The 25,979-nt window shown below is 61.5% G+C and carries 23 protein-coding genes and 1 pseudogene; 10 read left to right on the top strand and 14 right to left on the bottom strand.

The window, feature by feature from the left end; translation table 11 throughout:
* Positions 1–22: 22 nt before the first annotated feature.
* Positions 23–1,567 (bottom strand): methyl-accepting chemotaxis protein, encoded by a 1,545-nt coding sequence (locus BMI01S_RS15510; RefSeq protein WP_028230998.1) that lies wholly within the window; start codon positions 1,565–1,567, stop codon positions 23–25.
* Positions 1,568–2,002: 435 nt separating this feature from the next.
* Entirely contained in the window at positions 2,003–2,509 is a 507-nt protein-coding gene (locus BMI01S_RS15505; protein ID WP_042289726.1) for a GNAT family N-acetyltransferase, read from the bottom strand.
* Between the two features lie 230 nt (positions 2,510–2,739).
* Here BMI01S_RS15505 and BMI01S_RS15500 point away from each other — a divergent pair, with 230 nt between their 5' ends.
* A complete protein-coding gene (locus tag BMI01S_RS15500) occupies positions 2,740–4,008 on the top strand; it encodes an NAD(P)/FAD-dependent oxidoreductase (protein ID WP_028230997.1) in 1,269 nt (422 codons plus the stop codon).
* 85 nt (positions 4,009–4,093) lie between these two features.
* Here the strand turns inward: BMI01S_RS15500 and BMI01S_RS15495 are convergent, their stop codons facing one another.
* Positions 4,094–4,915 carry a DUF4377 domain-containing protein gene (locus tag BMI01S_RS15495; protein ID WP_051381413.1) on the bottom strand — a complete coding sequence of 274 codons (822 nt, stop codon included), beginning with the start codon at positions 4,913–4,915 and terminating at the stop codon, positions 4,094–4,096.
* Between the two features lie 391 nt (positions 4,916–5,306).
* On the opposite strand from BMI01S_RS15495, the gene BMI01S_RS15490 reads away from it, so the two are divergent.
* Together BMI01S_RS15490 and BMI01S_RS15485 are read left to right on the top strand one after the other, a co-directional pair.
* A complete protein-coding gene (locus BMI01S_RS15490; protein ID WP_028230995.1) occupies positions 5,307–6,572 on the top strand; it encodes a phosphatidylserine decarboxylase family protein in 1,266 nt (421 codons plus the stop codon).
* 499 nt (positions 6,573–7,071) lie between these two features.
* Positions 7,072–7,494 carry a CBS domain-containing protein gene (locus BMI01S_RS15485; protein ID WP_028230994.1) on the top strand — a complete coding sequence of 141 codons (423 nt, stop codon included), beginning with the start codon at positions 7,072–7,074 and terminating at the stop codon, positions 7,492–7,494.
* A gap of 41 nt (positions 7,495–7,535) precedes the next feature.
* Here the strand turns inward: BMI01S_RS15485 and BMI01S_RS15480 are convergent, their stop codons facing one another.
* Positions 7,536–8,177: a phage protein NinX family protein gene (locus tag BMI01S_RS15480; RefSeq protein WP_154671250.1), complete on the bottom strand. Its 642-nt coding sequence runs from the start codon at positions 8,175–8,177 to the stop codon at positions 7,536–7,538.
* Between the two features lie 23 nt (positions 8,178–8,200).
* Between BMI01S_RS15480 and BMI01S_RS15475 the strand changes: the two genes are divergently transcribed.
* The gene (locus tag BMI01S_RS15475; RefSeq protein ID WP_028230993.1) at positions 8,201–9,076 is read left to right on the top strand and encodes a manganese catalase family protein; all 876 of its coding nucleotides are present in this window, start codon (positions 8,201–8,203) and stop codon (positions 9,074–9,076) included.
* Positions 9,077–9,115: 39 nt separating this feature from the next.
* Entirely contained in the window at positions 9,116–9,268 is a 153-nt protein-coding gene (locus BMI01S_RS39020; RefSeq protein WP_244145355.1) for a DUF892 family protein, read from the top strand.
* Positions 9,269–9,636: 368 nt separating this feature from the next.
* Here BMI01S_RS39020 and BMI01S_RS40825 read toward each other — a convergent pair whose 3' ends face one another.
* Both BMI01S_RS40825 and BMI01S_RS15460 read right to left on the bottom strand, forming a co-directional pair.
* Positions 9,637–9,786, bottom strand: coding sequence for a hypothetical protein (locus BMI01S_RS40825; protein WP_154671249.1), 150 nt, complete (start codon positions 9,784–9,786; stop codon positions 9,637–9,639).
* Between the two features lie 317 nt (positions 9,787–10,103).
* Positions 10,104–11,643, bottom strand: a pseudogene (locus BMI01S_RS15460) (methyl-accepting chemotaxis protein).
* A 291-nt stretch (positions 11,644–11,934) separates the two neighbouring features.
* Here BMI01S_RS15460 and BMI01S_RS40820 point away from each other — a divergent pair.
* The 3 genes from BMI01S_RS40820 (at position 11,935) to BMI01S_RS15450 (ending at position 15,163) form a co-directional block, all read left to right on the top strand.
* Positions 11,935–12,321 carry a hypothetical protein gene (locus tag BMI01S_RS40820; RefSeq protein ID WP_154671248.1) on the top strand — a complete coding sequence of 129 codons (387 nt, stop codon included), beginning with the start codon at positions 11,935–11,937 and terminating at the stop codon, positions 12,319–12,321.
* A gap of 37 nt (positions 12,322–12,358) precedes the next feature.
* Complete coding sequence (locus BMI01S_RS15455) at positions 12,359–13,534, top strand: porin (protein WP_028230991.1); 1,176 nt, start codon at positions 12,359–12,361, stop codon at positions 13,532–13,534.
* Positions 13,535–13,990: 456 nt separating this feature from the next.
* A complete protein-coding gene (locus BMI01S_RS15450) occupies positions 13,991–15,163 on the top strand; it encodes an FUSC family protein (protein ID WP_051381411.1) in 1,173 nt (390 codons plus the stop codon).
* Positions 15,164–15,652: 489 nt separating this feature from the next.
* On the opposite strand, the gene BMI01S_RS15445 is transcribed toward BMI01S_RS15450, so the two are convergent.
* From BMI01S_RS15445 to BMI01S_RS15435, 3 genes are read right to left on the bottom strand one after another with little or no spacing between them, the layout of a single operon-like run.
* On the bottom strand, positions 15,653–15,832 hold the full coding sequence (locus BMI01S_RS15445) for a hypothetical protein (RefSeq protein WP_028212719.1): 180 nt from the start codon (positions 15,830–15,832) through the stop codon (positions 15,653–15,655).
* 44 nt (positions 15,833–15,876) lie between these two features.
* Positions 15,877–16,437 carry a cytochrome b gene (locus BMI01S_RS15440; protein ID WP_028230989.1) on the bottom strand — a complete coding sequence of 187 codons (561 nt, stop codon included), beginning with the start codon at positions 16,435–16,437 and terminating at the stop codon, positions 15,877–15,879.
* A 25-nt stretch (positions 16,438–16,462) separates the two neighbouring features.
* Positions 16,463–16,837, bottom strand: coding sequence for a cytochrome b562 (locus tag BMI01S_RS15435; protein ID WP_042289722.1), 375 nt, complete (start codon positions 16,835–16,837; stop codon positions 16,463–16,465).
* A gap of 646 nt (positions 16,838–17,483) precedes the next feature.
* Between BMI01S_RS15435 and BMI01S_RS15430 the strand changes: the two genes are divergently transcribed.
* Together BMI01S_RS15430 and BMI01S_RS15425 are read left to right on the top strand one after the other, a co-directional pair.
* Entirely contained in the window at positions 17,484–19,208 is a 1,725-nt protein-coding gene (locus BMI01S_RS15430; protein WP_028230988.1) for a methyl-accepting chemotaxis protein, read from the top strand.
* 239 nt (positions 19,209–19,447) lie between these two features.
* A complete protein-coding gene (locus tag BMI01S_RS15425; RefSeq protein WP_028230987.1) occupies positions 19,448–20,500 on the top strand; it encodes a GGDEF domain-containing protein in 1,053 nt (350 codons plus the stop codon).
* Between the two features lie 439 nt (positions 20,501–20,939).
* Here BMI01S_RS15425 and BMI01S_RS15420 read toward each other — a convergent pair whose 3' ends face one another.
* From BMI01S_RS15420 to BMI01S_RS15410, 5 genes are all read right to left on the bottom strand, one after another.
* Entirely contained in the window at positions 20,940–22,157 is a 1,218-nt protein-coding gene (locus BMI01S_RS15420) for a DUF2252 family protein (protein ID WP_028212714.1), read from the bottom strand.
* Between the two features lie 280 nt (positions 22,158–22,437).
* Positions 22,438–22,713: a hypothetical protein gene (locus BMI01S_RS15415; protein WP_028230986.1), complete on the bottom strand. Its 276-nt coding sequence runs from the start codon at positions 22,711–22,713 to the stop codon at positions 22,438–22,440.
* 1,044 nt (positions 22,714–23,757) lie between these two features.
* Positions 23,758–23,895 (bottom strand): hypothetical protein, encoded by a 138-nt coding sequence (locus BMI01S_RS39010; protein WP_407669011.1) that lies wholly within the window; start codon positions 23,893–23,895, stop codon positions 23,758–23,760.
* Between the two features lie 447 nt (positions 23,896–24,342).
* Positions 24,343–24,759, bottom strand: coding sequence for a hypothetical protein (locus BMI01S_RS40815; RefSeq protein ID WP_154671247.1), 417 nt, complete (start codon positions 24,757–24,759; stop codon positions 24,343–24,345).
* A gap of 191 nt (positions 24,760–24,950) precedes the next feature.
* Positions 24,951–25,952: a chemotaxis protein CheB gene (locus BMI01S_RS15410; RefSeq protein WP_028230984.1), complete on the bottom strand. Its 1,002-nt coding sequence runs from the start codon at positions 25,950–25,952 to the stop codon at positions 24,951–24,953.
* Positions 25,953–25,979 lie beyond the last annotated feature (27 nt).

Raw genomic sequence — 25,979 nt, 5'->3', positions numbered from 1 at the left:
GTTGAGCCCGGTTGCTGCTTCTTCAGCGAAACACACTCACAGCCTTCACCAGATGCATTGCCTGCTGCTTGAGGCTGTCGGAAGCAGCGGAACTCTGCTCCACCAGCGCGGCGTTCTGCTGGGTAATGTTGTCGAGATCGCTCACCGCGTGATCGATCTGCGTGACGCCGCTGCTCTGTTCTTCGGTGGCAGAGCGGATCTCGGCGATAAGGTCCGTCACCCGTGTCACCTGCATGACAATATCATCCATCGTCTTGCCGGCTTCGTCGACAAGAGTGGACCCGGCCTCGACCGTTTCGACGCTTGCTCCGATCAGATTCTTGATCTCCCTGGCGGCAGCCGCACTGCGCTGCGCGAGCGCGCGTACTTCTCCTGCAACGACCGCGAATCCTCTTCCCTGGTCGCCGGCACGTGCTGCCTCGACGGCGGCATTGAGCGCGAGAATATTGGTCTGGAACGCAATGCCGTCGATAACGCTAGTGATGTCGGCGATCTTGTGCGAGCTCTCTGTGATCGCGTTCATCGTGTTGACGACCTGGGAAACCGCCTTTCCGCCTCTGGCTGCCGCATCGCTCGCGTTGCCGGCCAGGGCGTTGGCCTGCAGCGCCGTGTCCGCATTGCTCTTTACGGTCGCCGTCATCTGTGCCATCGAGGATGCGGTCTCCTGCACGTTCGAGGCGGCCTGCTCGGTGCGCCGGCTGAGATCGCTATTGCCCTGGGCGATCTCGCTGATTGCACGCTCCACGTTGAGGACCTGCTCGCTCACATCATCGATCAGCCAGCGGAACATCAGGCCGAGCTGGCTAATTGTCCGCAAGGTCATTCCGATTTCATCCACGCGGTCCATCAGTACCGCTGTCTGGCTCTCGCCTGAGGCAACGCGCAACGCCTGTTCGAAGACCTGTTCGAGTGGACGTGAAATCTGGCGTTCGAGCCACAGCGAAGCGACCACCGAGACGACCAGCGAGACGGCAGCGAATGCTGCAAGCGCAGGCCCGTTCAGGCCGAGCAGCCAGCCCGCCAACATCATGGCCGGTGCCACCACCAGCAGTGCCGAACGGATGCGCCACCTGGCCGGCATCGTTTTGAATGCAGACGCCCATCGCATCAGGCCCGTGCGAACAATCAGACCCTTGTGGAATCGACGATTGTTTGCTTTTCCCTCCCGGAACTCGCGATACAGGGACTCTGCGGCTGCAATCTCGTCGCGTGGCGGCTTGGTCCGTACCGACATGTAACCGACGGGCCGACCGTTGCGCACCACCGGCGTCGCGTTGGCGCGAACCCAATAGTGGTCACCGTTCTTGCGCCGGTTTTTCACCAGTGCGGTCCACGGCTCGCCACCCTGGAGCGTCGCCCACATATCCGCGAAGGCCTCCTTCGGCATGTCCGGGTGCCTGACCACGTTATGGGGCTGGCCCACGATTTCTTCGTTTGAAAAGCCACTCACCTGGACGAACGTGGCGTTGGCGTAGGTAATGTGACTCTGAGCGTCGGTCGTCGACATCAAGGTCGCATTGTCCGGAAGCTCGAATTCGTGCTGCGTCACCGGCTGGTTGTTGCGCATCAATGCCCCCTGTTAAAGACCGTCTGAATTGTCTTTTCGATCGCAGCGATTGGCCGCGGACGACTCGTCCCTTGCGGAATGATTTTCAATATCCGGGCGTTGTTGAATTGGTTTATTTAGTAATACGAATGACAATTTTATTAAGGCTGCAAGTGTCACGTAGATTTGTCCACGTCGCATTCTATACGCATGGCATTATCATGCAATGAGATTGTTAACACCATATTATGCCAATGCCATGACTAGTATTAAGGGTTTACCTGGTGGTTGGCGCTCGGCGCGGCTGATTTCTCGATCTCACATGTCCAAACAGCGAACGGCTCGGTGAGCCGGTTAGCACCGATGCCTGATGTAGGCGACGAGCGGCAAAGACCCTGCCTCGATGCGAATGTCGCGAAACGGAAATCGGAGTTCCTACGGAAGGTGTTCAGGCAGTCAGCGACCGTTCTTCCATTCCATTTTCTGCAAAGTGATCGCGGGCTGACCGGATAACGCTTCCCATTCGGGCAAGAACACGAAACCATGCCGCCGATAGAGACCCACAGCGTTTGTGTTGTCCGGCGAAACCTTCAGCACGACTCTTCGATGTCCGCGTCCAATCGCGCGCGCCTGAATTGCAGCGACCAGGCGATCTCCAATTCCCATTCCCCGGCAGTTCGGGGCAACCCACATGGCAATCAGGTTGTATTCGTGGGAGCGATTGATCGCGTCGCCGATAAGACCGACTGCGCGCCCTTGTTCGATGGCTAGCAGATATTGCGGCTGCGTCCGTTCCGAAGCGCAGTCGCGCCATTGCTGCTCGCTATACGCGGCCGCGGTGGCGTAGTTCAGGCCGAAAGCCGCAGGGCTGTCAAGCAGCGCGGCAAGGAGGATCGCCTTTAAGGTTTGCCAGTCTTCTTCCGTGGCGGCGCGAACTAGAACAGGGCTCGACTCTATGGACATCGGGGTTCTCGTGAGTGGGAGGCAATCGACTTTCGAATCACTTCCCGGATCGATTTTCGGTGATTTGAGCAGTCAAGTCGATGAGCGACTGGCATGTACATTGCCCGGACGAATCCGGATCCTGCCGTCCGCGCGCTTGTCGATGACTCTCGCCTCGCGATATTCGAGTACAGTTCCAGTTCGTCTTCGTCGCACGAGTCGATCTTGTCACTTCGAAATCCCCGAATTGCATGAGCAACTACTACGAATCCACCGTTTCTCGCCGTCACTATGGGCAACTGACCGGCAAGGCGGACGCCCAGGTCTGCATCGTCGGAGGCGGCCTCGCCGGGTTGAACACCGCGCTCGGGCTCGTTGAGCGAGGTGTGCGCGACGTCGTCGTGCTCGACGCCGAACGCGTTGGCTTTGGCGCGTCGGGTCGTAATGGCGGCTTCGTCTTCGGCGGTTACAGCCTCGACAATGCCGACTTGCTGAGCAGGCTCGGTCACGACAGGGCACGCTACCTATACCGGCTCACGGTCGACGCGGTGGAACTGATTCGCGCGCGCATCGCACGCTATGGAATCGACTGCGAGATCGTCGACCGAGGCGTCGTACTCGCGAACTGGTTCGACGATCCTTCGCGGCTCGACGCCATCCGCAAGCTGATGAAGCGCGACTTCGGGGTCGACTGGGAGCCGGTCGCAAAGGACGTGTTGCGAGCACAGTTGAAGACCTCGCGCTATCACGGTGGCCTCTTCGAGCCCAACGCTTTTCACTTTCATCCCCTGAAATACGTGCTCGGTGTTGCGAACGCCGCCGAACAAGGCGGCGCGCGAGTGTACGAGCAATCTCCGGTGCGTGCGATCGAGCGGGATGGTGCGGGGTACGTCGTGCGCACGCCGCACGGCAGCGTGTCCGCGAAGGATGTCGTATTTGCCGGCGGAGGCTACGCTCGCGGCGTCGCCCCGCGCATCGAGCGCGCGATCTTGCCGATCGCTACTTATGTGATCGCAACCGAGCCGCTTGGCGCGCGCCTGGCCGATGCGATCGACGCGCCGTATGCGGTCTACGACACGCGTTTCGCGTTCGATTATTATCGTCCGCTGCAGGACACGCGCGTCCTTTGGGGTGGCCGGATCTCGGTGCTCGACCGCGGTCCGGAAGCCATCGTGCGACTGCTCAGGCGCGATCTTGCACGCGTGTATCCGCAACTGGCCGATGTGAAGATCGACCACGCGTGGGGCGGCTTGATGAGCTATGCCCGGCACAAAATGCCGCAAATCGGCCGCGATGCCGAAGGCGTCTGGCATGCGATCGCATTCGGCGGCCACGGCATGGCGCCCACGACGGTCGCGGGCGAGGTGCTAGCCGATGCCTTGGCGCTGGACGTGCCCGTGCCGGAAGGTTTTTCGGCGTTCAGCCTGAGCCGCACATTCGGAATCGCGGGCCTCGCCGCCGCGCAACTGACATACAGCGCCTTTCAGGCGCGCGACGCTCTCGCGGCATACCGCCGCTGAGCCCCACAGCCGCCTGTTACGAGGCCGCGTGGCTCTTCGTAGCGTGCGTTCGGCACCTGGCCGCGAGGCGATTCGCGAAGCCCGCCTAGTTCCCGACCTGTTGCGATTCAATCACGAGGTCGAGGACGTAGGCCACTGAGGGTCCGTCGGCGGGCGGATTTTTGACGCTGTAACGCTTTACGCGCAGCACATTGCGGATTCCAGGAGTGTGGGAATAGCCCTCGATATCCTGATCCAGCGGCCGCCATTCACCGGGTGTTCCGCTCGGCAAACCCTGCTCGTCGAAGTGGCGTTCGCGTACCAGCAAACACTTCTTGTCAGGAATCAGCGGATTTTTGCACGGTACGGTCTGTGCGGCGACTTCGAGGAATCCTGTTTCACCGGGGCCGCCGAAACGCGTCTCGGCAGTGGGCACGCCGGTGAAGGTCAGCATATCGCCAGTTTCGGTTACGAGTTGCATGCGCGGGGTGTTATCGCGCGTCAGCAGGTTCACACCGAGGCTGCCACGCAGGCGCTGCGCAATTGCATCGTCGAGCGCGGCGCGAGCCGCATCGGGGCAGGCCATGCTGGTGCTCATCATCGGTCCGAGCTGCAATTGTCCTTTCTTGACGCTGAAACTGGCGCTCATGTTGTTGCAGCTATTGATTACGATTAACCGGTCAGCGGTGAAGTCTAGCTGCACGGGTTCTTCCGCCCCGACGAACAGCGCGTCGATGCGCATGCCTTTGCTATCGAATGCGTCTTTGAGTTGCCAGTGGTACTGACCGAGCACACCGGACCCGGTCGTCGATGCCGCGCCCGCAGTGGCATCGGGCGAATTCATTGATGATCGAACCGGGCTTCCTGCGTCAGGGAGAGGCGAGCAGGCAGCGAGGGCGAACGGCAGCAACAGCAGGTGAATTTTCACGGCGGTACCTCTGTTCATTCGATGGATGTTTCAGGCGGCTCATCGCGTTGAAAACATTCGGCAAGGTAATCTGATCGCCTACATCCGGACATGATAGGGCAACCGTCGGAACTGGCGATCGTGAGTATCCAGGCGCGCGCTCTGGCGGCGTTCCAGCGCCAACGGATCGTTCGACGTCCGCAAACGAACCGTTCCGTACAACACGGGATCCCGGTCCGGCATAGCGCTTGCGGCGCATTTCGCGCAATGCGCAGTAGCCGGTTGTTAGCCGCTTGTGCCCCGCGAGCAGACCGAGGTACGGCTGCCTGAGGCTCGGCGCGGGGCGCCGTCAGGCGAGGAGGGCGGCTCGCGCATGGGGTCTCCTCTCCAGGACGCACGGGAGCACATCGACATGAGCGACACGGCCAAAGACGCCGCCGCCCGCAGGCGGCTCGGGAACTGGATGCCGGACAAGGAGGAACAGGCGGCAGCTTTCCGTCTGGAGATCGCTGCGCGTGCGCGCGAACGTCGCGCACACACGGCGCGCTCCAGCGTCGTTCTGGACCTCGGCAGGCTGATCGAAGGCGATCCGATCCTCCGGATGAACCTGTGTCGTTCGATCGATGAAGCCGTTGCGCGAGGCAAACAGCTCGGATATTCAAACGTCGATGAACTGCTCGATATCATCGATTATCTGACGACATTCAGCCCGCCATTTAGCGAAACCGCGCCGATTGCGACCCCGATGAATGCCATCCTGGAATGGCCGATGTGCATGCCCTCCGGCTATGCGGTATTTCGCGATCCGGCGTTCAACGCCCAGCTCCGGCGAGTGCTCTCGACATGGTCCGCTTTTCTGGGCGGCCCGCGTTCCCGAACCTGGCTTGTCGAAGACGAGCCGAACGGGTGGTTCTGCAAGGCCGCTCTCGCGAAGCTCGGAATGGAAGACTTCGTCCACGATCGGTCGCGCGAGCACTGGGGATTCGATTCATGGAATGCTTTTTTCACGCGCCATCTGCGACCTGGTGCGAGGCCGGTTGCGTCGCCCGATGACAACCAGGTGATCGTGAACTCGTGCGAAGCGTCGCCGTTCGAGGTCCGTGGAGACGTCAAGCTGGTCGACCATTTCTGGATTAAATCGCAGCCCTATTCGTTGCGTGAGATGCTGACGTCGAGCGACGAAGCCCTTGCGCGCAAATTCGTTGGCGGGACCGTTTATCAGGGGTATCTCAGTGCCAACAATTATCATCGCTGGCATGCGCCGGTGGACGGCAAGATCGTCGAGGCGTACAACGTCGACGGCACCTATTATTCCGACGCCGAATCCGAGGGAGAGGATCCCGGCGGACTGAACGATTCGCAGGGCTATACGACTGCGATCGCCGCCCGGGCGGTGATCGTCATCGACAGTATCAATCCCGTAATCGGGGAGATGGCATGCGTTTTCGTGGGAATGGCCGAGGTCTCCTCGTGCCAGATCGTCGTGCGCCCCGGTGACGACGTTCGCAAGGGAGACGAACTGGGCTTTTTCCAGTTCGGCGGTAGCACATACTGTCTGCTTTTCCAGCCGGGCGTCATCGAGCGCTTCGTTCCGCAGCCTCCGTGGCACGATGACGTCCCACCGCTTCGGGTCAACTCCGCTCTCGCCTATGCACGCAAGAACGCCCGTACCGTTTGAGTAAGCGGACGCGGGTGCCACTGTGGCGGCACGGTCAGCCGGCCCGGCCGCGTTCGTTACCGCGGTGCGTTCGGTCATCGATGATCCGCGCTGTATGTCGCCTCGTGCTGCGGCGACAAGGGCGGTCCCCAGCGAACGATGCAGCTCGCGTCCGTTTCGTTGATGCAATCGCAATGGGTCACGCATGCTTGCGTACCCGCGCCAGGCACGAACGCTGCGCATTTCGGTGAACGCCAGAGCCGGAGTCGTCGCCGTTGCCGGGAACCGGACGGCGGATCTGGGCCAACCCACTGCGACGCATTCCGATGCTTTTCCATTGTGTACTTGAGCGGTGTGCAATCCCATGAAGATCGCGCAGGTCGCCACGCTTTATGAGAACGTGCCGCCGCGAGCGTACGGCGGGAGAGAACGAGTCGTGTCGTCAGAGCGCCTGTCGCGCGTGTACGCCGACCTCGCACGTGAACACAACTGCGCCACCCGCAATTCGAAGGAGACTGCCATGAAGACCGTAGCAGACGTGATGACGCGCGATGTGATTTCAATCGGATCGAACGATACGATTCGCCAGGCGGCGATGATGATGGCCGACTTGAAGGTTGGTTCATTGCCGGTTTGCGATGGGGAAAAACTGGTGGGCACGGTCACCGACCGCGATATCGCAGTGCGTGGGGTCGCCTCCGGCGTCGAGCCCGTGGCACCCGTCATTGAGATCGCGACTCGCCATGTTCAGTGCTGCCGGGAAGACGACGATCTCGACGCCGTGAAGCAAAAGATGGCGAGCAGCCGGATTCGGCGCGTGCCCGTTGTCGACGGGGAAAATCGCCTCGTAGGCATCGTGTCGCTGGGTGACCTCTCGATGGCCGACGGTGACGCGGGAGAAACCTTGAAGGCGGTTTCGTCACCGTCCAGGCCCGCTCGCTGACCGGCCGCGCGCTGCAGGCGGCTGCGCCGACTTTCGTTGGCTCACTCTCGCAGGATCGATGAGCGGTCACAGACGCGGGAGCGATCGAATTCTCCGCGTTCGCACTCCGGAGCCGGCGTTGCGCCGCGAGTCAGTCCAATGACGGGCCCGGCCAGGCTCGCTCCGTCCGGCCGCGCTCTGCCGCCAAGGTTCGCGCCAACGTCATCGCCGAAACGGCTTTTCACGAAGGCGCGCAGGAGCGCTTCGCGTGCCGAAATCCCATCGGCCTCGAAATTACCTGTACTTCCTGCAAACTCTGCAACGCAGTGAACTGCGCTCGCGGCATTGACGTCGATCTGCAATCGCCTTGTCCTGTCCAGCACGAGTGACGCCGCCGCCCAGGAGGAAGAGGGCGCGAATCGCCCGTTCCAGTCCCCGCCGCGGTCATATCCCTTGATAAAAACGCTGCCGGGGTCATCGGCGAAGGATATTTCGCTCGCGCATTCATGCAGTGCGCGGGCCACCCAGTAGTCCAATTCGGCGCCCGCCAGTTTCGACACAGACGTAGAAACCAGCATCATGGTCTCGAAGATCGTTGATGCCGCCACGATATCGAGGCGGCGATTCGCTAGCCGTGCGCAATTGCGGTACCCGTCGTTTTCCGCGACGCCAACTCCTGGAACGCGCGATGCGCTGTGGGCCACGCAGGTCTTTCAAGGAGAATCCCATGTTCATGCATAACAAGCGGCTTCAGTACACCGTGCGCGTGTCGTCAACGCATCCAGGCCTCGCCAATCTGATGCTTGAGCAGTTCGGAGGGCCGCAAGGCGAACTTGCTGCCGCCATGCGCTACTTCACGCAGGCCGTTGGCGACGAGGACCCGGGCCGCAAGGACCTGCTGTTCGACATCGCCACCGAAGAACTCAGCCACCTGGAGATCATCGGTTCGATCGTCGCAATGCTCAACCGCGGCGCGAAAGGCGAGTTGGCCGAAGCCGTGGATGGTCAGGCCGAGCTTTATCGGAAGCTCAACGGCGCGGGCAACGACAGTCACGTCACACAGCTGCTTTTTGGCGGCGGGCCGCCACTCACGAATTCGGGCGGCGTGCCGTGGACGGCGGCCTATATCGACACCATCGGCGACCCCACCGCCGACTTGCGCTCGAATATCGCCGCCGAAGCGCGCGCAAAGATCATCTACGAACGGCTCATGAACGTAACGGACGACCCGGGCGTAAGAGAGGCGCTGGGCTTTCTGATGACACGTGAGGTCTCGCATCAGAAGTCATTCGAAAAGGCGCTTTATTCGATTTCGCCGAACTTCCCGCCTGGCAAGCGTCCGCCGGTTCCCGAATATGCGAGCGTCTACTACAAGATGTCGCAAGGTGACGAGACGGTGGCGGCGCCATGGAACAGCGGACATGGCCTCGGCATCCGGCCGGGCGAGCCGGCCGTGGACGGCGGCGATGGAGAGGCATCGGTCTCGCTGGATGGTTCGCAAAGCTCGGCGCTGCAGGCGATGACGCAGCGACTCGCGTCGGACCCGACGAGCGATCCTGAGACCGGCGCGGAACTCGGCGAAGGCCCCAGGCAGCTCGAGTGATGCGGGCGCCCCATTTGCGCGCGGATGATGAGCGGCTATGTGTCCGAGAATGTCGAAATCGCGGCCTACACCGCCCTGATTGCGGCGGCACAGGCGGCCGGCGACCCAGAAACAAGCGCCGCATGCGAGCGCATCTTGCCGCAGGAAATCGCGATGGCGAAGTGGCTGCTCGACCATCTCCCGGACACGTGACGAAATTCGTCGCGCGCTCGGCGTCAGACCGCGACGACGCCAAACGTTGATCGAGGGGTGGCAAAGAGGAGGCGGCGCGCCGCCTCCCTGAGAATTTTGGCCACCAGCGTGTGAGTGGGGGTCGAGATTTGCCTCGCGATGCAGGCGGTTGGGGCACATCGAGCACGCTCGGCTCGATGGGGCAGGCCTTCTCATGCAAAGGATTTCCGCGCGATCTCGCGTAGCCGTTCGCATGCCTATCCAATTCGCATTTTTTTCTCTACTGTGCCAAACGCACACGTTTCGAACAGACCCGGACCGCCGCGCGCCCACTATACTCCGCTCGTCCCAACGGTCGAGCCAACCGCTGAAGACGCGGGGCGGACCGCTCATCGCCGCAGCGCTTGCCCGACAAACGAATTACGGCGTTCAAACAAAAAGTCATGTTTCGCGAGGGAACCGGCATGGCGATCGATGAAACCAATCTTTGCCCGTCCTGCAGGCTGCTGCAAAGCCACCCCGATTTCGACGTCACCCACTACCTCCTCGAGGTTGGGCAGTCGATTCAAAGCGGTAGTGAGCGAATTCAGGACTTCATGTGTCCGGGCTGTGGGGCCAGGTGGTGTCAGTCTCGCGATAGCGAACGAAGCAACCGGTTCCACTGGACGCTTCGTTGAAGGACCACCGGGCGCCCACAATCGACAAGGCGCGTCGAATGCACTGGCTTGCGTTATCGCGTGCCTGAAATACGCGTGAACCGGGCGTGCGCGTCGTCACGCGAATTCGCGCGTCGACACTAGAGGTCTCGGGGCGGAGTGCTTGTTGACCGCAGCCGCTGTCCAGCGTGCGGCCATCGCTAGCGGTTTTCCAGTTTGAACACCTCCACCGAGTTGCGCAGTGCCTCGGCCTGTTCAGCCATCGATTGGGCGGCCGCAGCGGCCTCTTCGACGAGCGCGGCGTTCTGTTGCGTTACCTGATCCATCTGGCTGACAGCCTGATTGACCTGCTCGATGCCCGTGCTTTGCTCATGCGACGCCGCGGAGATTTCGCTCATGATGTCCGTCACGCGTTTGACGGACTGAACGACTTCCTGGATCGTGTTGCCGCCTTTTTTCAACGAGTTGCGAGCCGACATCCACGCGCTCCACCGAGTCGCTGATGAGTTGCTTGACCTCGCGAGCGGCCGTCGCGCTGCGTTGCGCGAGCGTGCGGACCTCGCCGGCCACCACGGCAAAGCCGCGACCCTGCTCGCCGGCACGGGCCGCCTCGACTGCCGCATTGAGCGCGAGAATGTTGGTCTGAAACGCGATGCCCTCGATCACGCTGACGATATCGGCGACCCTGGCGGAACTATCGGAAATCTCGCGCATGGTCTCGACCACGCGGCCAACTTCTTCTCCGCCGCGTTCTGCGACCGCCGATGCGGTGCTCGCAAGCGCGCTGGCCTGGTGAGCATTGTCCTCGTTCTGCCGGACCGTCGCGGTCAGTTCTTCCATGCTCGATGCCGTTTCCTCGAGCGAGGCCGCTTGCGCTTCCGTGCGCCGCGAGAGGTCGGTGTTTCCCGCCGCTACCTGCCCGGTGGCGGCCGCGATTGACAAGCCTGCGTGCTTGACTCCGCCGACGAGCGTCGCCAGCCTGGCGATTGCGCGGTTCACGGACTCGGCCAGATCGCCGAGTTCGTCGCGGCGTTGCACGTCTATCTGGATACGCAGGTCACCCTGCGCCAAAGCATGTGCACCGTCGACCACCCGCAGCAAGGGGCGAACGATTGAACGCGTCACCGCCGTGCACAGTGCCAACGCCACGACGAATGCCAGTGCCGCCGCCGCCCAGAGCATCGCACGCGCCGTGTCGTAGGCATCGCGCGTGTCTTTCGCGGCGCTGTCCATCAAGCCATGGACCAGATTCAAGAACTCGTCTTGCTGCTGCAAAAGGGCGGTTCGTTGAGGTCTCGCATTCACGAGCGTTGCTCGCACCGCTGCAACATCGTGGGCCGCCAATTGGGCGTAAGCCGGCTTCAATGCTTCACGATAGCGCTCACGCGCCTGAACCATGCGGTCGAAGAGAGCGTGGCCCGACGCCGTGGTGAGCAGCGGTGGAATGGCCTGATAGATCGAGTCAACCTTCTCGTCCATGGCCTGCTCCTGTTCGAGCGCGGCTTGTTGCGCTTCAGGTGTGGGTTCGTCGAGCGCTACGTAGAGCAAGACCGTCCGTCTAAGCGTCCCTTCTCGAATCTGGTTCACGAGCTTCAGCTCTTCGGCACGAACGCCGACGATGGTTTGTGTCGTTGCGCTCATGCGCGCCATCTGCGCTGTGGCTGTCAAGCAGATCGCGAACAGGAAAGCCAGGACCACACCGAATGTGATCATCAGTCGTGCACCTATCTTGAGCTTCATGCTTCATCACCTGTCTTGAGTTCGCGAGAGAATGGGTTGGGCTTATGGCGGCGATCCCCGGCCGTGCGTCAGCGTGCACCACGAAAGCGGCGCTCGCGTGCATGGCGCGTTGATGCGCGAAGCGTGGTGCGAGGATGCTTGCCGGGGAAATGACTCGCATCTGCTTGACGTCTTTCGTATTTCGGCTGGGATCGCTCGAAAGTTCATGGCGCTAGCTGGAAGAGACCTTTCTGAAAAGTGGTCTTATTCATTGTGCGACTCTATGGTAATTCTCCGGACAGCTATTTCCATGTGCTGAAACTGTTCGCGACCTCGGTTCATGTGGCTTTGTGGCTGGCTTGTCTCAATGCTTTTTTTATCGGATTCTTCATTGGTTATATTTGCACTCCTGATCATGATCATCGTTGGTCTCATAGATTCCTGGCCTCCGTGGCGAGGACGCTTTCCTCAAAAACCAGTCGAGCCCATGAATCAGTGCGATTCATCGAGAATCTGGAAAAGATCATTCCTGTAAGTTTAATAATAAAAAACAGTCTTGTTAATCCGTGGCTTGAGCGCCATTCAGCCGAAATCGCCGCTTGGCAAACAAGCAACAATGTCGAACAGGCGCTATGCGTCAAAATTGCGGCAGCCTATTATCCCGCCGACGGTTTTATCGCATTGCTCGAACAGAACTGATCGAGCCGCAAAGAATTAATCACGCTTGGGGTAAAAAATGAAGAAGGTCGCAATTTCCGGTGCTGTGGGTGCACTGTTCGCTGTCGCAGCCACATCGGCGTTCGCTCAGAGTTCGGTTACGTTGTACGGTCTGGTCGACAACGCCATTCGCTATCAGACGAATGCCGCTGCCGGCGGAAGTGATCAGGTCTCGATGACCTCCGGTCCGGAAACTCATAGCCGCTGGGGTTTGAGGGGCTCTGAAGATCTGGGCGACGGCCTTTCTGCTGTCTTCCGGCTCGAAAACGGCTTCGAAGCATTCAATGGACAACTCCACGAGTCCAACACGATCTTCAGCCGGCAGGCCTACGTGGGGCTGTCGAGCAACAAGTGGGGCTCGCTGACCTTCGGCAGGCAGTATGCGCCGGCCTACGATACGTTGGGGGACGTCTTCGATCCGCTGACCGTGGGCAACTACTGGCAAAACAGCTGGATGTACAACGGCGTCGGCAGCTACCTGACCGTCAACAACTCGGTCAAGTACAAGGGCACCTTCGACAATCTGTCGATCGATGCGCTGTACGGCTTCGGCAACCAGCCGGGTTCGGTGGGACTTGGCGCTACCTACGCCGTGGAATTGACCTATGCGTATGGTCCCGCGCAACTCAACGTCGGTTTCCAGCAGGTTTCGGTACCGACGTCGGCGACAGGCTCATCGGTGGGCAACAATATCGGCAGCGCGATCAATGGCGGCAAGAACACGTTCTATCACGTCAGCGGCGCCTATCAGCTCAACCAGGATATCCGCCTGCTGGCCGGCTGGTTGCACGGGCAGGATCAGACTGGCTTGACCGACTACAACATGCAACAAGGGGGCGCGCCGGCACTGCATGGCTTCAGCCGTAACCGTATCGACGATACGTACTATGTTGGCGCGAACTGGCAGGCAACCGCTCCGCTGCTGTTTACGTTTGCGTACTACTACGCTCAGACGCGCAACGCGCTTCTGCTCGATGGCAGCCTCGGGCGAGGCACCAACCAGTCGGCGACCGTGCTTGCCGAGTACTCGTTCTCGAAGCACACGGAAGTTTACGGAATCGCCGACTGGGCACGCGGCACGGGTGCCTTCTCTGCCGACTATCCGGGCGGTGTAGACGCCAACAACAACGCGACCAACAATATTGGCCGCACGAATCAGCTGGGCCTGGCAATCGGTCTGCGCAAGATGTTCTAACGCGTCTTATGCGTTCTGAAGCGCTGCGTGTCTGAGGGCTCGGGCCGGCACAATCGCGTCGGCCCATATCTATCGGGCTCCTGGTGCAAACAGCGGCTCGGCTGCGAAAGCCCTTGGCTGTCGTTGTCTCCAAAGTAGGGGAGGCCGCGACGCGTTTGCTCGTCGGAACGCCTCGCGCATGAAGCGTCGATGCGACGCCTCGCGCGCGATTTTGTCGATCGCGACATTGACGTAATTTTGATCGGCTATCATCCGGGAAAACCCGGACCACCCGCCTCGCGTCCTACCCTCGACGCAGATTGGGCGTAGCCCGGGACCACGCCTCACCGGGCGCGCGCCAGACCGGAGATCCCGGAAGGCGTGCGCATCAGGTGTCCACCCCAACGCCGGGCTGCTCTGCCCGGACATCGGCCACGGCCACAAGCCCGGAGCCGACACGCACGGATATCGTCGACCATGATCGCCGCCGCTTGCTCACGCGCGTTCCAACGCGCACTTGTCGAGGACCCCGAATTCGCGCGCCTGCGCGGTGCCGCACGCTCGACGCTCGCTTGTCTGCTCACGGCGGGCGTGGGCGTGTCCTGGGCGCTGCACCATCACGAAACGCCGACGCTTGCCGTACCTGGCGCGTTGTTCGCGATGATTGCGCCTTTATTTCTGCGCGAAGCGCGCTGGTCGAGCTGGCTCATCTCGATACTTGTTCTCTATGTGTGCACCTGCGCCTCGTTTGCCGGTGCCGCCGCGCTCGCCTCGCAGCCCGCGCTGCGTGACGCCGGGGCGCTGCTCGTCGTGTTTCTGGGCATCTTGTGCCAATCGCTCGGCGCTCGCGCGGTGGGCGCAGCGATGCTCACGCTGGTGTCGTTCTACCTCGGCCTGTATCTGCATCCTTCACACACGCGGCTGATGACAATGCTGACCGCCATGGCGATGGCTCCTTTCATCGTCGCATTCGTCGGGCGCGTCGTCATCCCGGTGGCGCGGGGCGGTGCGCCGGCGCCGTCGTTCATGCGCGCGTTGCCCCACACCCTGGCGGCTGCGACGGCGTGGGGCCGCGCAGCCATCCATGATGTCGCCGACCTCCTCGTGACCGGACGCCCGACCGGGCGGCCCCTCTCCACCGTGCTCGCGCACCGGCTCCACCGGCTCGCGTGGCGGCCGGCCCTCGTCGCCAGCGTCGCGGCCCTGCTCGCGATATTGGCGGGCGGCGAATTGTCCGAAGACCGTTCGATGTGGGCGGTCATCAGCACGTTCGTCGTTTTTCTTGGGACGACTTCGTATCAGGGCACGCGCGCACGGGTCATGAAGCGCATTGCCGGCACGCTGAGCGGCGCGGCGGTCAGCGTGCTGCTCATTACCCTATGCGGACACCTAACCTGGCTGCTCGTGGCCGCCATGGCCTTATCGGTTTTCGGCTGGGCCTACTACATTTTTCACGCATACGCTCGCGGCGTGTTCTTCATCACGACGCTCGTCGGGCTCGTTTACGGCCAGCTTGGCTTCGCCATCGTGCCGCTTGCCGAATTGCGCATCGAGGAAGTCTTTGCCGGATGCCTCGTGTCGCTCGCCGCAGCCTTGCTGCTCATGCCGTCCACGACGGCACGCGTGGGCGTCGTGCTGGCTCGTGAGTAACAGCGGACGCTCGACTTGAAGTTCGCGCCGCTGCTGCGCTCAAGCCTCGTCGAGGTGAGCGAATGCCCGGTCCGCCCCGTCGCGCACGGCGGGTTTGGCTTGACCCGCGACGCGGCAAAGCAGGCTGCGTTGCTCGCGTCGCGAGCGCCGCTGAGTTTCGCATTGAGGCGTCCGCCCTCGAAGATCGGCAAACACAGGCCCGGAATCAGGTTGATCTGCTGGCTCGCGTGCGTGAACAGATCGAAAAGATGCAGCGCATTGACGCCAAAGAACGCCTTGATGTCGAAGCTTGGGTAGAACGCGGCCTTGGCCGCGTCAATGCGGCTGAACGACGACTGCACGTACCAGCGCATGGCCTGGAGATCCGGCCGGCGGGCCAGCAGCTCATACGAGAGCGTGGGCGGCAAGGTCGCCTGCGGCAGCGGCAAAGGCACGGGCCGGATCTCCGGCAGGTCGTCGGGCCCCGCGCCGAGCAGCGCGCGCAGCTCCTCACGACCACGCGAGCTTCACGACGGCAATGAGCGCGCTGGGGCTCGACGCTTCGCTGCCGCGAATGGCGATCGCGCTTGCCCGATTGGCGGTCAATCGGAAAGCTGATCGTCCCTGGAATTTGACGTCCACGAAGTGCACCATGCCGGCCACGGAAAATCGCGGCGGTGTCGACAGCATGCGAACCCGTGCGGCTTGCGGAATCGCGACGTAGTCGATCCAGATTAGTCCGCCAGGCGTCTCGCCTTGGGTAGGGGTCGTCGGGGCAAGGGAACGATGCGTGGAACGATGTTTTGCCCCTTGAGAAGCCGGTGCGCCAGCGCCCCCAGCAAATGCAAACCTACCAGTGCGGCCAGTCCATAGGCGGCCATTGCGTGAAGTTCTCCAAACCAGTGAGACAGCTCGCGGTTTCTGGACAAAAGCGTCGGCAACGTGAAGAGTTCAAAGAAGCTGGCTGGATGTCCTGCCGCATTGGTCTTTAGCCACCCGAGCAGAGGAGCCGCAAGCATCAACACGTAGAGCAAGCGATGGACCATGCCTTCGATGAAGTATGCCGCCGTACCGGTTTTGTTCACGGAAGGCGGCAATTGGTCGCGCACACGCAACCGGTTTGTGAGGCGAATGAGTGCGAGGGCGAGGATGGCGATGCCGATCGACTTGTGCAAGGCGAGGAGTCCCTCGCGGTCGTCGAGCAGCCAGCCGATGACAAGATTGCCGATCAGCGCGATGGCCAGCAACCAATGCAAAAGACTGACTGAAATGGGGTAGCGCGAAGGGGCTTTCATGCAATGATGTCCGTTGGCGTATCGATTAGCCCAGCAGGGCGTGGTAGTGCTTTCTGGTCCCGTCGATCCTGCGCAGCGCGTTCTTGGCGGTCGTCATGTCGTTTGCACGAATGGCCTGATCAACCTCGGCAAGTTCGTCCCGCAGAGCCTGCATACCTTCGTCGTAGGTGGGTTGGTCGTCGCGATAAGCTTGATGACTAACTTGCTCCACATCACGTTCCAGACGGGCCACGTAACTGCTCAAGGCGGGCATCGTTGTGCTTGCCATCGCTCCCTGCATGGCGAGCTTCATGTCCTTCATCAGCATCTTGATTTCTCCGGCTTGTGCGAATGACGAAACCGCGAGAAGTGACGCGCACAGCAACAGATTGGCGCGATGGTGGCACGAAAGCTTGAACATGGGCGGTCATCAGGCGTGAGATATCGATTCAGCAATTGTACGGAGCGTAAAGTTAACGCAGGCTTAAGGCCCCCGGGCACGGGACGGCGCGGCCAGCGGGTGCGAACTCGCAAGCGAAGTTGAGCGCACAGATCGATGACCGCTGTCTGCCGGCGGAAATGCCCAATGAATTTCACACATGAATTTCAGATAAGGGCCGAGCGAAAATGTGGCACGGCGGCAGCGAAAGGTTGTGGCCACATTAATTGGGCGCGGGAGGCTGTTCCAGTCTCATAAACCGACCGATGAAAATCGCAAATTTCCATGCAAGCAATAAGAAAATCTCTGGCTGTCAAGCCTCGATTCATGGGAAACGTTTGCGCTTGTTGTAATAAGAATTCGCCGTTTTTCTGAACAAAAACCGATATGCGATGATGGGATAGATGTAGTAGTCTTTTAACATTATTTAGGTGATGATGTGAATGTCTTTCAAGAACCGCCAGCTCGTAAGCCCGGCCGTGCCCCGATTTCGTGAGTGTGCCAGCAGCGAGTTTTTTTGCAGTTTCAATAGGCTGACTAATTCTACGCTGCGAATATCGGCGATCGGTCCCCAGCTGTAATCAAGCTGCTTTCGTTTTACTATTTTAAAAATACGGGGTGATCTTTCGTGCAATATCTGAAGAACCTGAGAGTGTTGACCCAGTTGATGCTGGGATTTTCCGCGGTGATTATTCTGTTGATCGGCCTCGGTTTATTCAGCCTCTTCGAGATGAGTGCAGAAAACAGTCATGTCTCGCAGATGCGCGACAACTGGTTACCCTCCGTGCGCAGCAGCCTGCAGATGCAGGCGGGGCTGCGCGAGATTCGCCTTGGCGAATACCGCCTTGCGACTTCTGAGACCCCTGCTCAAATTCAGGAAGCCGATACACGAATCGAGGCCGGCATCGCAAGTTATGGCCGTGCAGTCGCGGAATACGAGACATTCATCTCCGAGCCGGAGGAGAAGATAGCGTTTTCGGATATCCAGACGCTGATGCCGCAATATCTGCAGATCGATCGGCAAATTCGTGCGCTGATCAAAGCGGGCAAGGGGGCCGACGCCATGGCTGTCGTCAGGGATCAGGCGGCTACGCTTCGCGATGCCATCGACAAAGACATCACGACGATTGTCGACGTCAATGTGGCGGGATCCAGGCGCGAAGGTGAAGCCGCAGACCAGGCGTATTCGCACGCTATTGCACTCGTGGTTGGCCTGATCGTCGCTGCGTCGGCAAGTGCGCTGCTGTTGGCGCTGGTCATTGCGCGCGGCCTGGCCAGGCAGCTTGGTGGCGAGCCACGCGAGGCGGCCGCGCTCGCGAGCGACATCGCGCAAGGCAATCTGTGCACGGCGGTCCCGTTGAAGGCGGGCGATCGCAGCAGCCTGATGTTCTCGCTGGGTCTCATGAAGGATCAGTTGACGACAATCGTTCGGGGCATCCAGGCCTCCAGTGAGTCAATTTCGGTCGCTGCCGGCCAGATAGCGCAAGGCAACACCGATCTCTCACGGCGCACTGAAGAGCAGGCCGCGTCACTTGAGGAAACCGCCTCCAGCATGGAAGAGCTCACCAGCACGGTCCGTCATAACGCGGATAACGCAAGGCAGGCAACCGCGATGGCCGGCACGGCATCGGAAATCGCTCAGCGCGGCGGCGAAGTGGTCGGACGGGTGGTCGAGACCATGCACGGGATCTCCGGCAGCTCGGCGAAGATGGCCGAGATCATTAGCGTGATTGAGGGTATCGCGTTCCAGACGAACATCCTGGCGCTCAACGCTGCAGTCGAGGCGGCCCGCGCCGGTGAACAGGGACGGGGGTTTGCCGTCGTGGCTGGCGAGGTCCGCACGCTTGCGCAACGCAGTGCCACCGCGGCCAGGGAAATCAAGGACCTGATCAGCGAGTCGATAGATCGGGTGGACGCTGGCTCGAAGCTGGTGGAGACAGCGGGCAGCACGATCACCGAAATCGTTGAGTCGGTGAAGCGCGTGACTGACATCGTGGGTGAAATCTCGTCGGCATCGGAAGAGCAGAGCACCGGCATCGAGCACGTCAATACGGCGGTGAGCCAGATGGACCTCGTGACCCAGCAGAATGCCGCGCTGGTCGAGGAGGCCGCGGCTGCTACGCAGTCGATGGCCCAGCAGGCCCAGGCGCTGCGTCGAGCTGTGGCAGTCTTCAGGATTGCCGATGCATCGCCATCCCGGGTGGTTGCGTCCCGCAATGAGCTGCGTCGGCCGGAACCAGTAGTTCGCACTCCTTCCCGTGCAACTTCGACGAGGCCATCGCCAGTCAGTACTGCCGACAGGGAGGCCGCAGTCGCGACGGATACCGGTGCCGGGGACTGGCAGACATTTTGAGTGGAATCCCGTCGATTTCGCCGCTCGCGAGGGACATTTGCCGAAAGCGCCCGCGTTGCGCGAAGGTGGCAACGTACAGGGAACTCAAAGCGCAACTGGCCAAGCTCGAAAACGAGGCGGCTGCCGTACGGCAACAGGAGCGTCGCCGTACGAGGTTTCAGGCGAACAACCTTCACGCCGCGTTCAAGACTCTGCTGCTACTTGCCGATAACGCACTTACGCGTTATTGGACGATCACGATGAGCCACGAAGAAAAAGATCTGGCACGCAGTTCGCTTCAGGCCGCATTCCTGCGCCATGAGGACAGCCTTGCACCCCCCGGGCGTCAGCCCGGCGAGGACAACCCCGCCGTTTATCGCACGCTGCTCGAATCCACCAGGGCGATCCCCTGGAAGATCGACTGGGCGACGATGCAGTTCGCCTATATCGGCCCGCAGATCGAAGCACTGCTCGGCTACGCGCCGTCCACATGGAGAACGGCCGAGGACTGGGCCGCACGCATGCATCCTGACGACCGTGAGGACGTGGTGAATTTTTGCGTTGCGCAGTCGCAGGCGGGCACCGACCATGAGGCGGACTATCGCGCACTTACGGCGGACGGCGGCTACGTGTGGATTCGCGACGTTGTCCACGTCGTGCGCAAAGAGAACGGCGACGTTGACGCGCTGATCGGCTTCATGTTCGACATCAGCGAACGCAAGCGCACGGAGGAACGGCTCGCGGAACTCCAGCGCGAACTGGAACGCCTCTCGCTGTCCGACAGTTTGACGGGCATCGGCAACCGTCGCATGTTCGACACGGTCATTGCATGCGAATGGGCGAGCGCGGCGGCATCGGGAAAGCCGCTTTCGCTCGTGATGATCGACATCGATTTCTTCAAGTCATACAACGACTATTACGGTCACCTGCAGGGCGACGAATGTCTGAAGCGTATTGCGCGCGTGCTCGGCGAGGCAGCCGGGCCGAACGCGTTCCTGGGCCGGTTTGGCGGCGAGGAATTCGTGCTCGTGCTCGCGCAAACCGACGCCGATCAGGCCGTGCGCATCGCGCAGCGTTGCCGCGCGCTGATCGGGGAGGAAGGCATCGCGCATCTGCGATCCCCCCACGGTCAGCGTGTCACGGCGAGCTTTGGAGTGGCCACCGTCGTGCCGAACGAAGGCATCGACATTACGGCGTTCATCAACCTGACGGATGCTCAACTCTACCAGGCCAAAGATCAGGGACGCAACCGCATCGCGGCGGTGGATCGGGCGGGTATCGGCGGCGAGGGATTCAAGCTGCAGTCGCGCTGATGCTTTCTTTCATAGTGCGACGATCCTTTCGGCACATGGGCGCTTCACGGGAGTGAGGCGAGGGCAGCCCGCTCGGTGGTCAGGCCGTTTAGCCGATGGCGGCTACAAGGTAGAGGTCGGCAGCATTGCTTGCTCCACCGGCATTGTCAAAGGCGCGGCTTTCAGACGAATATGCTGGGACTCAACGGGACGGTGAAAGCGGCGCGAGCAGAGGAAGAGGGCCATGCTGTGGCACTGCTGTGACCCTCAAGCTCTCGCGCAACGGCTTTGGAGTCCGAAGGATTCGCATCGCCGCCTCGCTCATTCAAGAAGAGCTTTCGTCAAATTTCCCGGAATGTCACAACTAGCAGGGCGACATACATACCTGCTATTCGAACTTCGGAAGCACCAACCGCCATTCGCGCATCCATCCTGGGTCCGTCGCGCCGAGAGGCTTACGCTAACGATCAAGCGCATAGCGCCTGCAATGTTCCAGGTATTCCTCTTCATGGGCGAGCGTTAGATCAACCATGCAGCGCCATAGCCAGGAGGGAACATTGACCGATCGTGGGCGTCTTGTCTGCAGCTCAGCCAGCCAGCTTTTGCGGGTGGCAGGATTCATTTGCTGTGCGTGGGCCTGACCGATCACGAGCGCGAGGAAACGCGCCGCCTTGACCGCGTCCGCTTCGGTGAGGCGCTCAGCATCGAGCTTGAGATCCTGGGGCATCAGTTCGCGAATCACGACCGCGCAGCCGTCCAGACGAGCCGCGCACATGCGGTTTCCGAGCAGCGGTGACACGTGTCTCGCCCCCTCCACGACACGCCTTGCGTTGTCACGCGGCATCAGCACGCCGGCCTGTCTCGGCGCCGCTGCGGCGACGGCTTCCTTCACGTCGATCAGGCATGGAGGCCCGCCTGCTGAACAAGTCCCGTCGATGTCGAGCAGCACCGCGTACCGGCGCCGTCCGAGGGAACTGCATCCTTTAACCCAAAATGCTGCGTCGAGCACGTCGATTTTCCCCTCGGCTTTGGCCTGTGGATATAGCGCTTGCCGGACTTCCCGACCGGACTGCGATTCGAATAGCGCACGAATATCCTGCGCTTCAACAGGGGATAGCGGCCAGAAGCGCTTGCCTTGAGGAATGCGGGCACTGCCGTCGATCGTCTGCTGGTCGAGCTTCCGCCAGGACCGGTGCAGCGCCGCCTTCATTGCAACCTTGACGACAGCCGGTCGCTGAACGGGCTTCGTCCTGTCCGGGCGGGCATCATCGAACGCCTGCTCGTAGCCGTCGAGAAGCGCTTGCGCCATACGAAAGGTGATAACGCCTGGCATGTCCGCGCTGCGCGCCGCAGTTGCCAGCGAAAGTCCCAGTCGTAGCAGGTCGTGCACCGGATTGCCGATCACGCTCTGGTCCAGGTCTCTGATCTGAACCGCTACCTCGCCATCCGCATCGGCGAGCGGCCCGAGATTGCCGAGATGGCAGTCACCGCATATCCAGATAGCCGGCCCGACGGGCAAGGCGTTCGCGGCCTGGCTATCGAGCCAGTCATAGAAGCGCTTCGTGCTGCCACGCACATAGTCGTAGGCCGATCGCGCCTTCTTTTGCGCGCGAATCCGTGCGAGTATCGGCGCCCTCTCGCCCGGATCTGGGGGCTGTTTCGAAGTCTTCTTGCTCACGACATTTCCTTGCGAAGCCAAATACTGGCTCCCCGCTGCCGAAACACAGGGGCACATCAGCAGCAAACCGCCCGGCAACGGCGCAACCGTTGCGAACCGGAGCGCATTACGCGTACCCAGGTCGCGCAGTCGCGGGCGCCCCAGGGCAGCATGGCAATGGGATCACTGACTCAGCCGGTGCGCTGGAAGCCGAACGCGAAGGCCATCTCGCCCGAGGTATTCCTAAGCGTTGGGGACGCTGGATCTTTGCGCTTCCCGCTTTCCTGAACCTTCTCGCCTCTCACACAAATGCGGCCCGCAGAGGCGACGGGAGCGCCGCTTCGTGAACGCCGATGCCACTCCCGGCGTCGTTGCGGCTTTCCGGGCGGCAGGGCATCCGTTGTACATCGACGATTTTGGCAGCGGTTACTCGCGTCTCGCTTAACAGCGCACGCTTGAGATCGACCTGCCGAAAATCGTCAAGTCCATCGTCGATACAATTGCGCAGGAGCACACGACGGCGGTGCTCGGCTGTTGTCCTCAATGCGCGACTTTCGTACAGGCCGCTCTCCGCCATGGATGGCTATACTTCCTTCGTTCCGGTGGCCACCCGCTCCGGGACAGCTTCAAAAGGCGACTCGCGGCGTCGTTCCGGTTCGGAGGACGCCGTTTTTTTAAGCAATGACGCGGCACGGACAGCGACGCAACCGACCTGAAGATGCTCGTCGGACAAGAAACTGGTCGTATCGATAAATTCGAAATCCTAACGTATAGTGCTGCAGTTCTGGCGGCGCGCGATGTCGGCGGCAGCAAGCACGTTGATGCCGAGGCTGCGCAGCCGTCCGGCTGCCAGGCACGGCAGGCGCGATGATGCCGAAGCCATCTGTCGTTGCGCGATGGGTGCCCGCATTCGCTGCCGAATGACCGCATCGCCGCCGATCGTCGCGAGGGATCGAGTGTCCTCTAGTGGGCCCGACCATCGAGCCTGATGATCGCCTCGGGTGCTGCCTCTCACGCAGAAGGCGTAAATTGACCGAAGTCACCACCGGCAATGCAGCGCGATGAGTTCGAGAGTCCGAACCGCGATATTAAAAGCGCAACGAAGCGCTGCTTCAACGCTATCGCGAACGCAGCGTCCGATGCGTCTGGCGCCGTCTTTTGTCTTCCCGACTGAAAGGCGGACCTCGTATTCCGCGTTTGCCGGCGAGGTGCCATGGCGCTCAATCGATAACCAGAGATCCGGGACATACGGGGCGTATATTTGCAGGCGCAAGAGCTGCAACGCAGCCTCGCTCTCCAATGATGCCGCTCGGGGTAACCCGACATAGGTTATCTGCATACCAATGCCCATAACGGCCCCACTTGCCAATGCGGAAACAGAACCAGCGCGAGTCCGGCGTCATAAGTCCAATGGTCGCGCCTCGCCGTACAAATCCGTTGATGTTGATCAGTTTTATTGTTATCGGCGACGGGCTATGGCGCAGGGCGGGTGCGCGTTTCCGGCCAGGCTCGAGGCAATCTCGCGTGATAGTCAAGGACAACGACTTCAAGGTACACGGGCAGTCACGCGAGCAGCGGCTGGAGATATCGAGCCGCCGCGTTCGTCACTCAGCAATCAACGTCAGTCGACGCCGACAGTGCCTTCCACGCTACTGTTTCCTGCACCACGCAAGCGTTTTTCGCGGCGATGGCAGCCGGGGTGTTCGGTGCCAGGCGGAACGCCCAACGGTGTTTTCGGCGCGTCGACGAGCTTGCTCATTGCGGCCGCAAGCTTCGTTGGGTTGGCTGTTTGTGGTCTGCTGCTGTCCTCAATGCGCGAGTTTCGTACAAGCCGCTCCGCGGCAAGGATGGCGGAGGTCCACCCCCCCGGATGGCTGCAAGTAGCGACTCGCCGCGTCGTTCCGGTTCGGAGGACGCCGTTTTTTGACGGAATACATACCGGGTGACCCGTTGGGCGACGCATACGGAAGCTAAACCACGCGCAGGATTCTGTGCGCCGGGCCCAACGACGGCCCAACCTGTCCGGTCGAAAACGACTCCCTCCGCAAAGCGCTTTGTACCTGACGCCTGTGGCGGCATGGCCCGCAGCGTATTCCGTCCTTCGCTCTAGAGGCGAGCAGGCCGGATCTCGGTTGCACCCGAAGCCATCGATGCGTTCGAGGCGCATCGAAGAGGACTTGCGACCGGCGAGGAAAGGGTAGCGAGGTCAGCGCGGACGGCTTGGGCTCCCGACGCCTTTTTCCAGCGCGGCATGAGACCGTACACGGACCCCGCCGTAGCGCGGCGCGAGAACGTGTCCCTCGAATGCAACTGGTGAAGCGTCAAGTGTTGGCGGATCCGACCTGGGATATGAACCGGTGCTCGTACCTGTTCGTTCGGGAAGCGGATCCGCGCGTGGCGGTGACCCGGAAGATGGTTCGCGCCGCACGCCGTTCAGCTTGAGAAAACATTCTTCACGGCGTGCCTGCAGCAGGGCCAGCTCCCCGAGCAGATCGGCGCGGGCTTCCTGCCGCCACGGCGTCACCGGCTCATCTGTTTGGCAATCGAGCTGCGTCAGCCGCGCCAGGCGGTACTTGATCTCTGCGTCGAGGTTAAGCAGTGCGACGAGCAGGTCATGAGCCATTCGTATTAGTCTCCATCGCGCTCCAGTTGATTGTGCGTTGCACAATATCAGGGCGGCACGCTGAAAGTCCCTTGGGGAATGCCCCAAGTTACTCGACACTGCCCGGGACGCCCGCGTTGCAGGCAGATACCGGGGCGGCGCCCAGCGTTCGACCGGTCCACGCCCTCAATACCGCCCCGAACGGCGAACCGTCATTGGGCCAGCGCCTCATCGCTCCCGCTTCGGAACGCGCTTCTTAGCGCCTCGAGAAGCCTCGCGCTTTCGTCGATTCGCGCCTGCTCGATTTCGACTTCTTTTCGATCGCCGACACGTTCGGCCCATTTCTGCCGCTCGCGCGCAAATATGATCCGCTCGTTGACTGCGCGGATCGCTGACCATATGGCTTCTTCCTCGACCTTCTCCCGGCCATCCTGGAGGGAGAGTGCATTAAAGGCGTGGCCCGTGTGGCAGCGATAGCGCAGGACCCGGTCGTCACGCATGCGCCAGAGGGTGCCACCGCATTCAGGACAGGTGATCGGTGAACGTTCCCCGACCCTGTCGAGGTCCTCCGGTTCGACGACGTCCATCCCGTCCAGGCTGGCCTCCGGATCCGGTTTTTCGGTGGGCATGAGGTTCACCTCCCTGCGCGGTGCACCGTGCACGGCTGCCAGGATGTGGTCCGCGAGCCGTTCGCCACTCGCGATCGCGTCAGCACCTGCAGCCGCGAGCGCTGAGCAGGGCATGGACGGGGCCTCGCAGTCGGCCGGGTCCTGGACGATACAGTAGCCGCCATGCGCGCGTACGATTGCGAGTCCTGCGGCGCCGTCGTCGAGATCTCCACTGAGTACGGCGGCGACGACGTGTTCGCCGTAACTGGCCGCGGCGGACCTGAACAGGGGATCGGCGGCGGGGCGTGCGAAGTTTTCGGCGGCTCCGTCATCCAGATGAAGCCGATGCCGCGATAGCCGCAGGTGACGATCCGGCGGTGCGACGTAAATCCTGCCGCTCGCGACGCGCTCACCGTCAACAGGGTGGCTTGCCGGCAGGGGGCCCCACCTTGATATCAGCTCGGGCAGGGCGCTCTCGTGCCGGCCGACGTGCAATACGATGCACACGGCCGCCGGCAGGTCAGGCGGTAGTCGGGCAGCGAGTGTGCGCAGTACGCCGAAAGCGCCGCGCGAACCGCCGATGACGACAATGTGGCGTGATTCCATGGTTCTCCGCGTTCATGGCGCTTGCGC

The sequence above is a fragment of the Paraburkholderia mimosarum LMG 23256 = NBRC 106338 genome, assembly GCF_000739815.1.
Classification (GTDB): Bacteria; Pseudomonadota; Gammaproteobacteria; order Burkholderiales; family Burkholderiaceae; genus Paraburkholderia; species Paraburkholderia mimosarum.
Note: the sequence above shows the minus strand (reverse complement) of the source record. Positions and strands in the feature narration are given on the sequence as shown.

What these genes read in the sequence shown, in the direction of transcription:
- BMI01S_RS15510 (WP_028230998.1), bottom strand. Translation starts at nt 1,567, where the DNA reads ATGCGCAACAACCAGCCGGTGACGCAGCACGAATTCGAGCTTCCGGAC.
- BMI01S_RS15505 (WP_042289726.1), bottom strand. Translation starts at nt 2,509, where the DNA reads ATGTCCATAGAGTCGAGCCCTGTTCTAGTTCGCGCCGCCACGGAAGAA.
- BMI01S_RS15500 (WP_028230997.1), top strand. Translation starts at nt 2,740, where the DNA reads ATGAGCAACTACTACGAATCCACCGTTTCTCGCCGTCACTATGGGCAA.
- BMI01S_RS15490 (WP_028230995.1), top strand. Translation starts at nt 5,307, where the DNA reads ATGAGCGACACGGCCAAAGACGCCGCCGCCCGCAGGCGGCTCGGGAAC.
- BMI01S_RS15485 (WP_028230994.1), top strand. Translation starts at nt 7,072, where the DNA reads ATGAAGACCGTAGCAGACGTGATGACGCGCGATGTGATTTCAATCGGA.
- BMI01S_RS15475 (WP_028230993.1), top strand. Translation starts at nt 8,201, where the DNA reads ATGTTCATGCATAACAAGCGGCTTCAGTACACCGTGCGCGTGTCGTCA.
- BMI01S_RS15455 (WP_028230991.1), top strand. Translation starts at nt 12,359, where the DNA reads ATGAAGAAGGTCGCAATTTCCGGTGCTGTGGGTGCACTGTTCGCTGTC.
- BMI01S_RS15450 (WP_051381411.1), top strand. Translation starts at nt 13,991, where the DNA reads ATGATCGCCGCCGCTTGCTCACGCGCGTTCCAACGCGCACTTGTCGAG.
- BMI01S_RS15445 (WP_028212719.1), bottom strand. Translation starts at nt 15,832, where the DNA reads ATGCTGTCGACACCGCCGCGATTTTCCGTGGCCGGCATGGTGCACTTC.
- BMI01S_RS15440 (WP_028230989.1), bottom strand. Translation starts at nt 16,437, where the DNA reads ATGAAAGCCCCTTCGCGCTACCCCATTTCAGTCAGTCTTTTGCATTGG.
- BMI01S_RS15435 (WP_042289722.1), bottom strand. Translation starts at nt 16,837, where the DNA reads ATGTTCAAGCTTTCGTGCCACCATCGCGCCAATCTGTTGCTGTGCGCG.
- BMI01S_RS15425 (WP_028230987.1), top strand. Translation starts at nt 19,448, where the DNA reads ATGAGCCACGAAGAAAAAGATCTGGCACGCAGTTCGCTTCAGGCCGCA.
- BMI01S_RS15415 (WP_028230986.1), bottom strand. Translation starts at nt 22,713, where the DNA reads ATGGCGGAGAGCGGCCTGTACGAAAGTCGCGCATTGAGGACAACAGCC.
- BMI01S_RS39010 (WP_407669011.1), bottom strand. Translation starts at nt 23,895, where the DNA reads ATGAGCAAGCTCGTCGACGCGCCGAAAACACCGTTGGGCGTTCCGCCT.
- BMI01S_RS40815 (WP_154671247.1), bottom strand. Translation starts at nt 24,759, where the DNA reads ATGGCTCATGACCTGCTCGTCGCACTGCTTAACCTCGACGCAGAGATC.
- BMI01S_RS15410 (WP_028230984.1), bottom strand. Translation starts at nt 25,952, where the DNA reads ATGGAATCACGCCACATTGTCGTCATCGGCGGTTCGCGCGGCGCTTTC.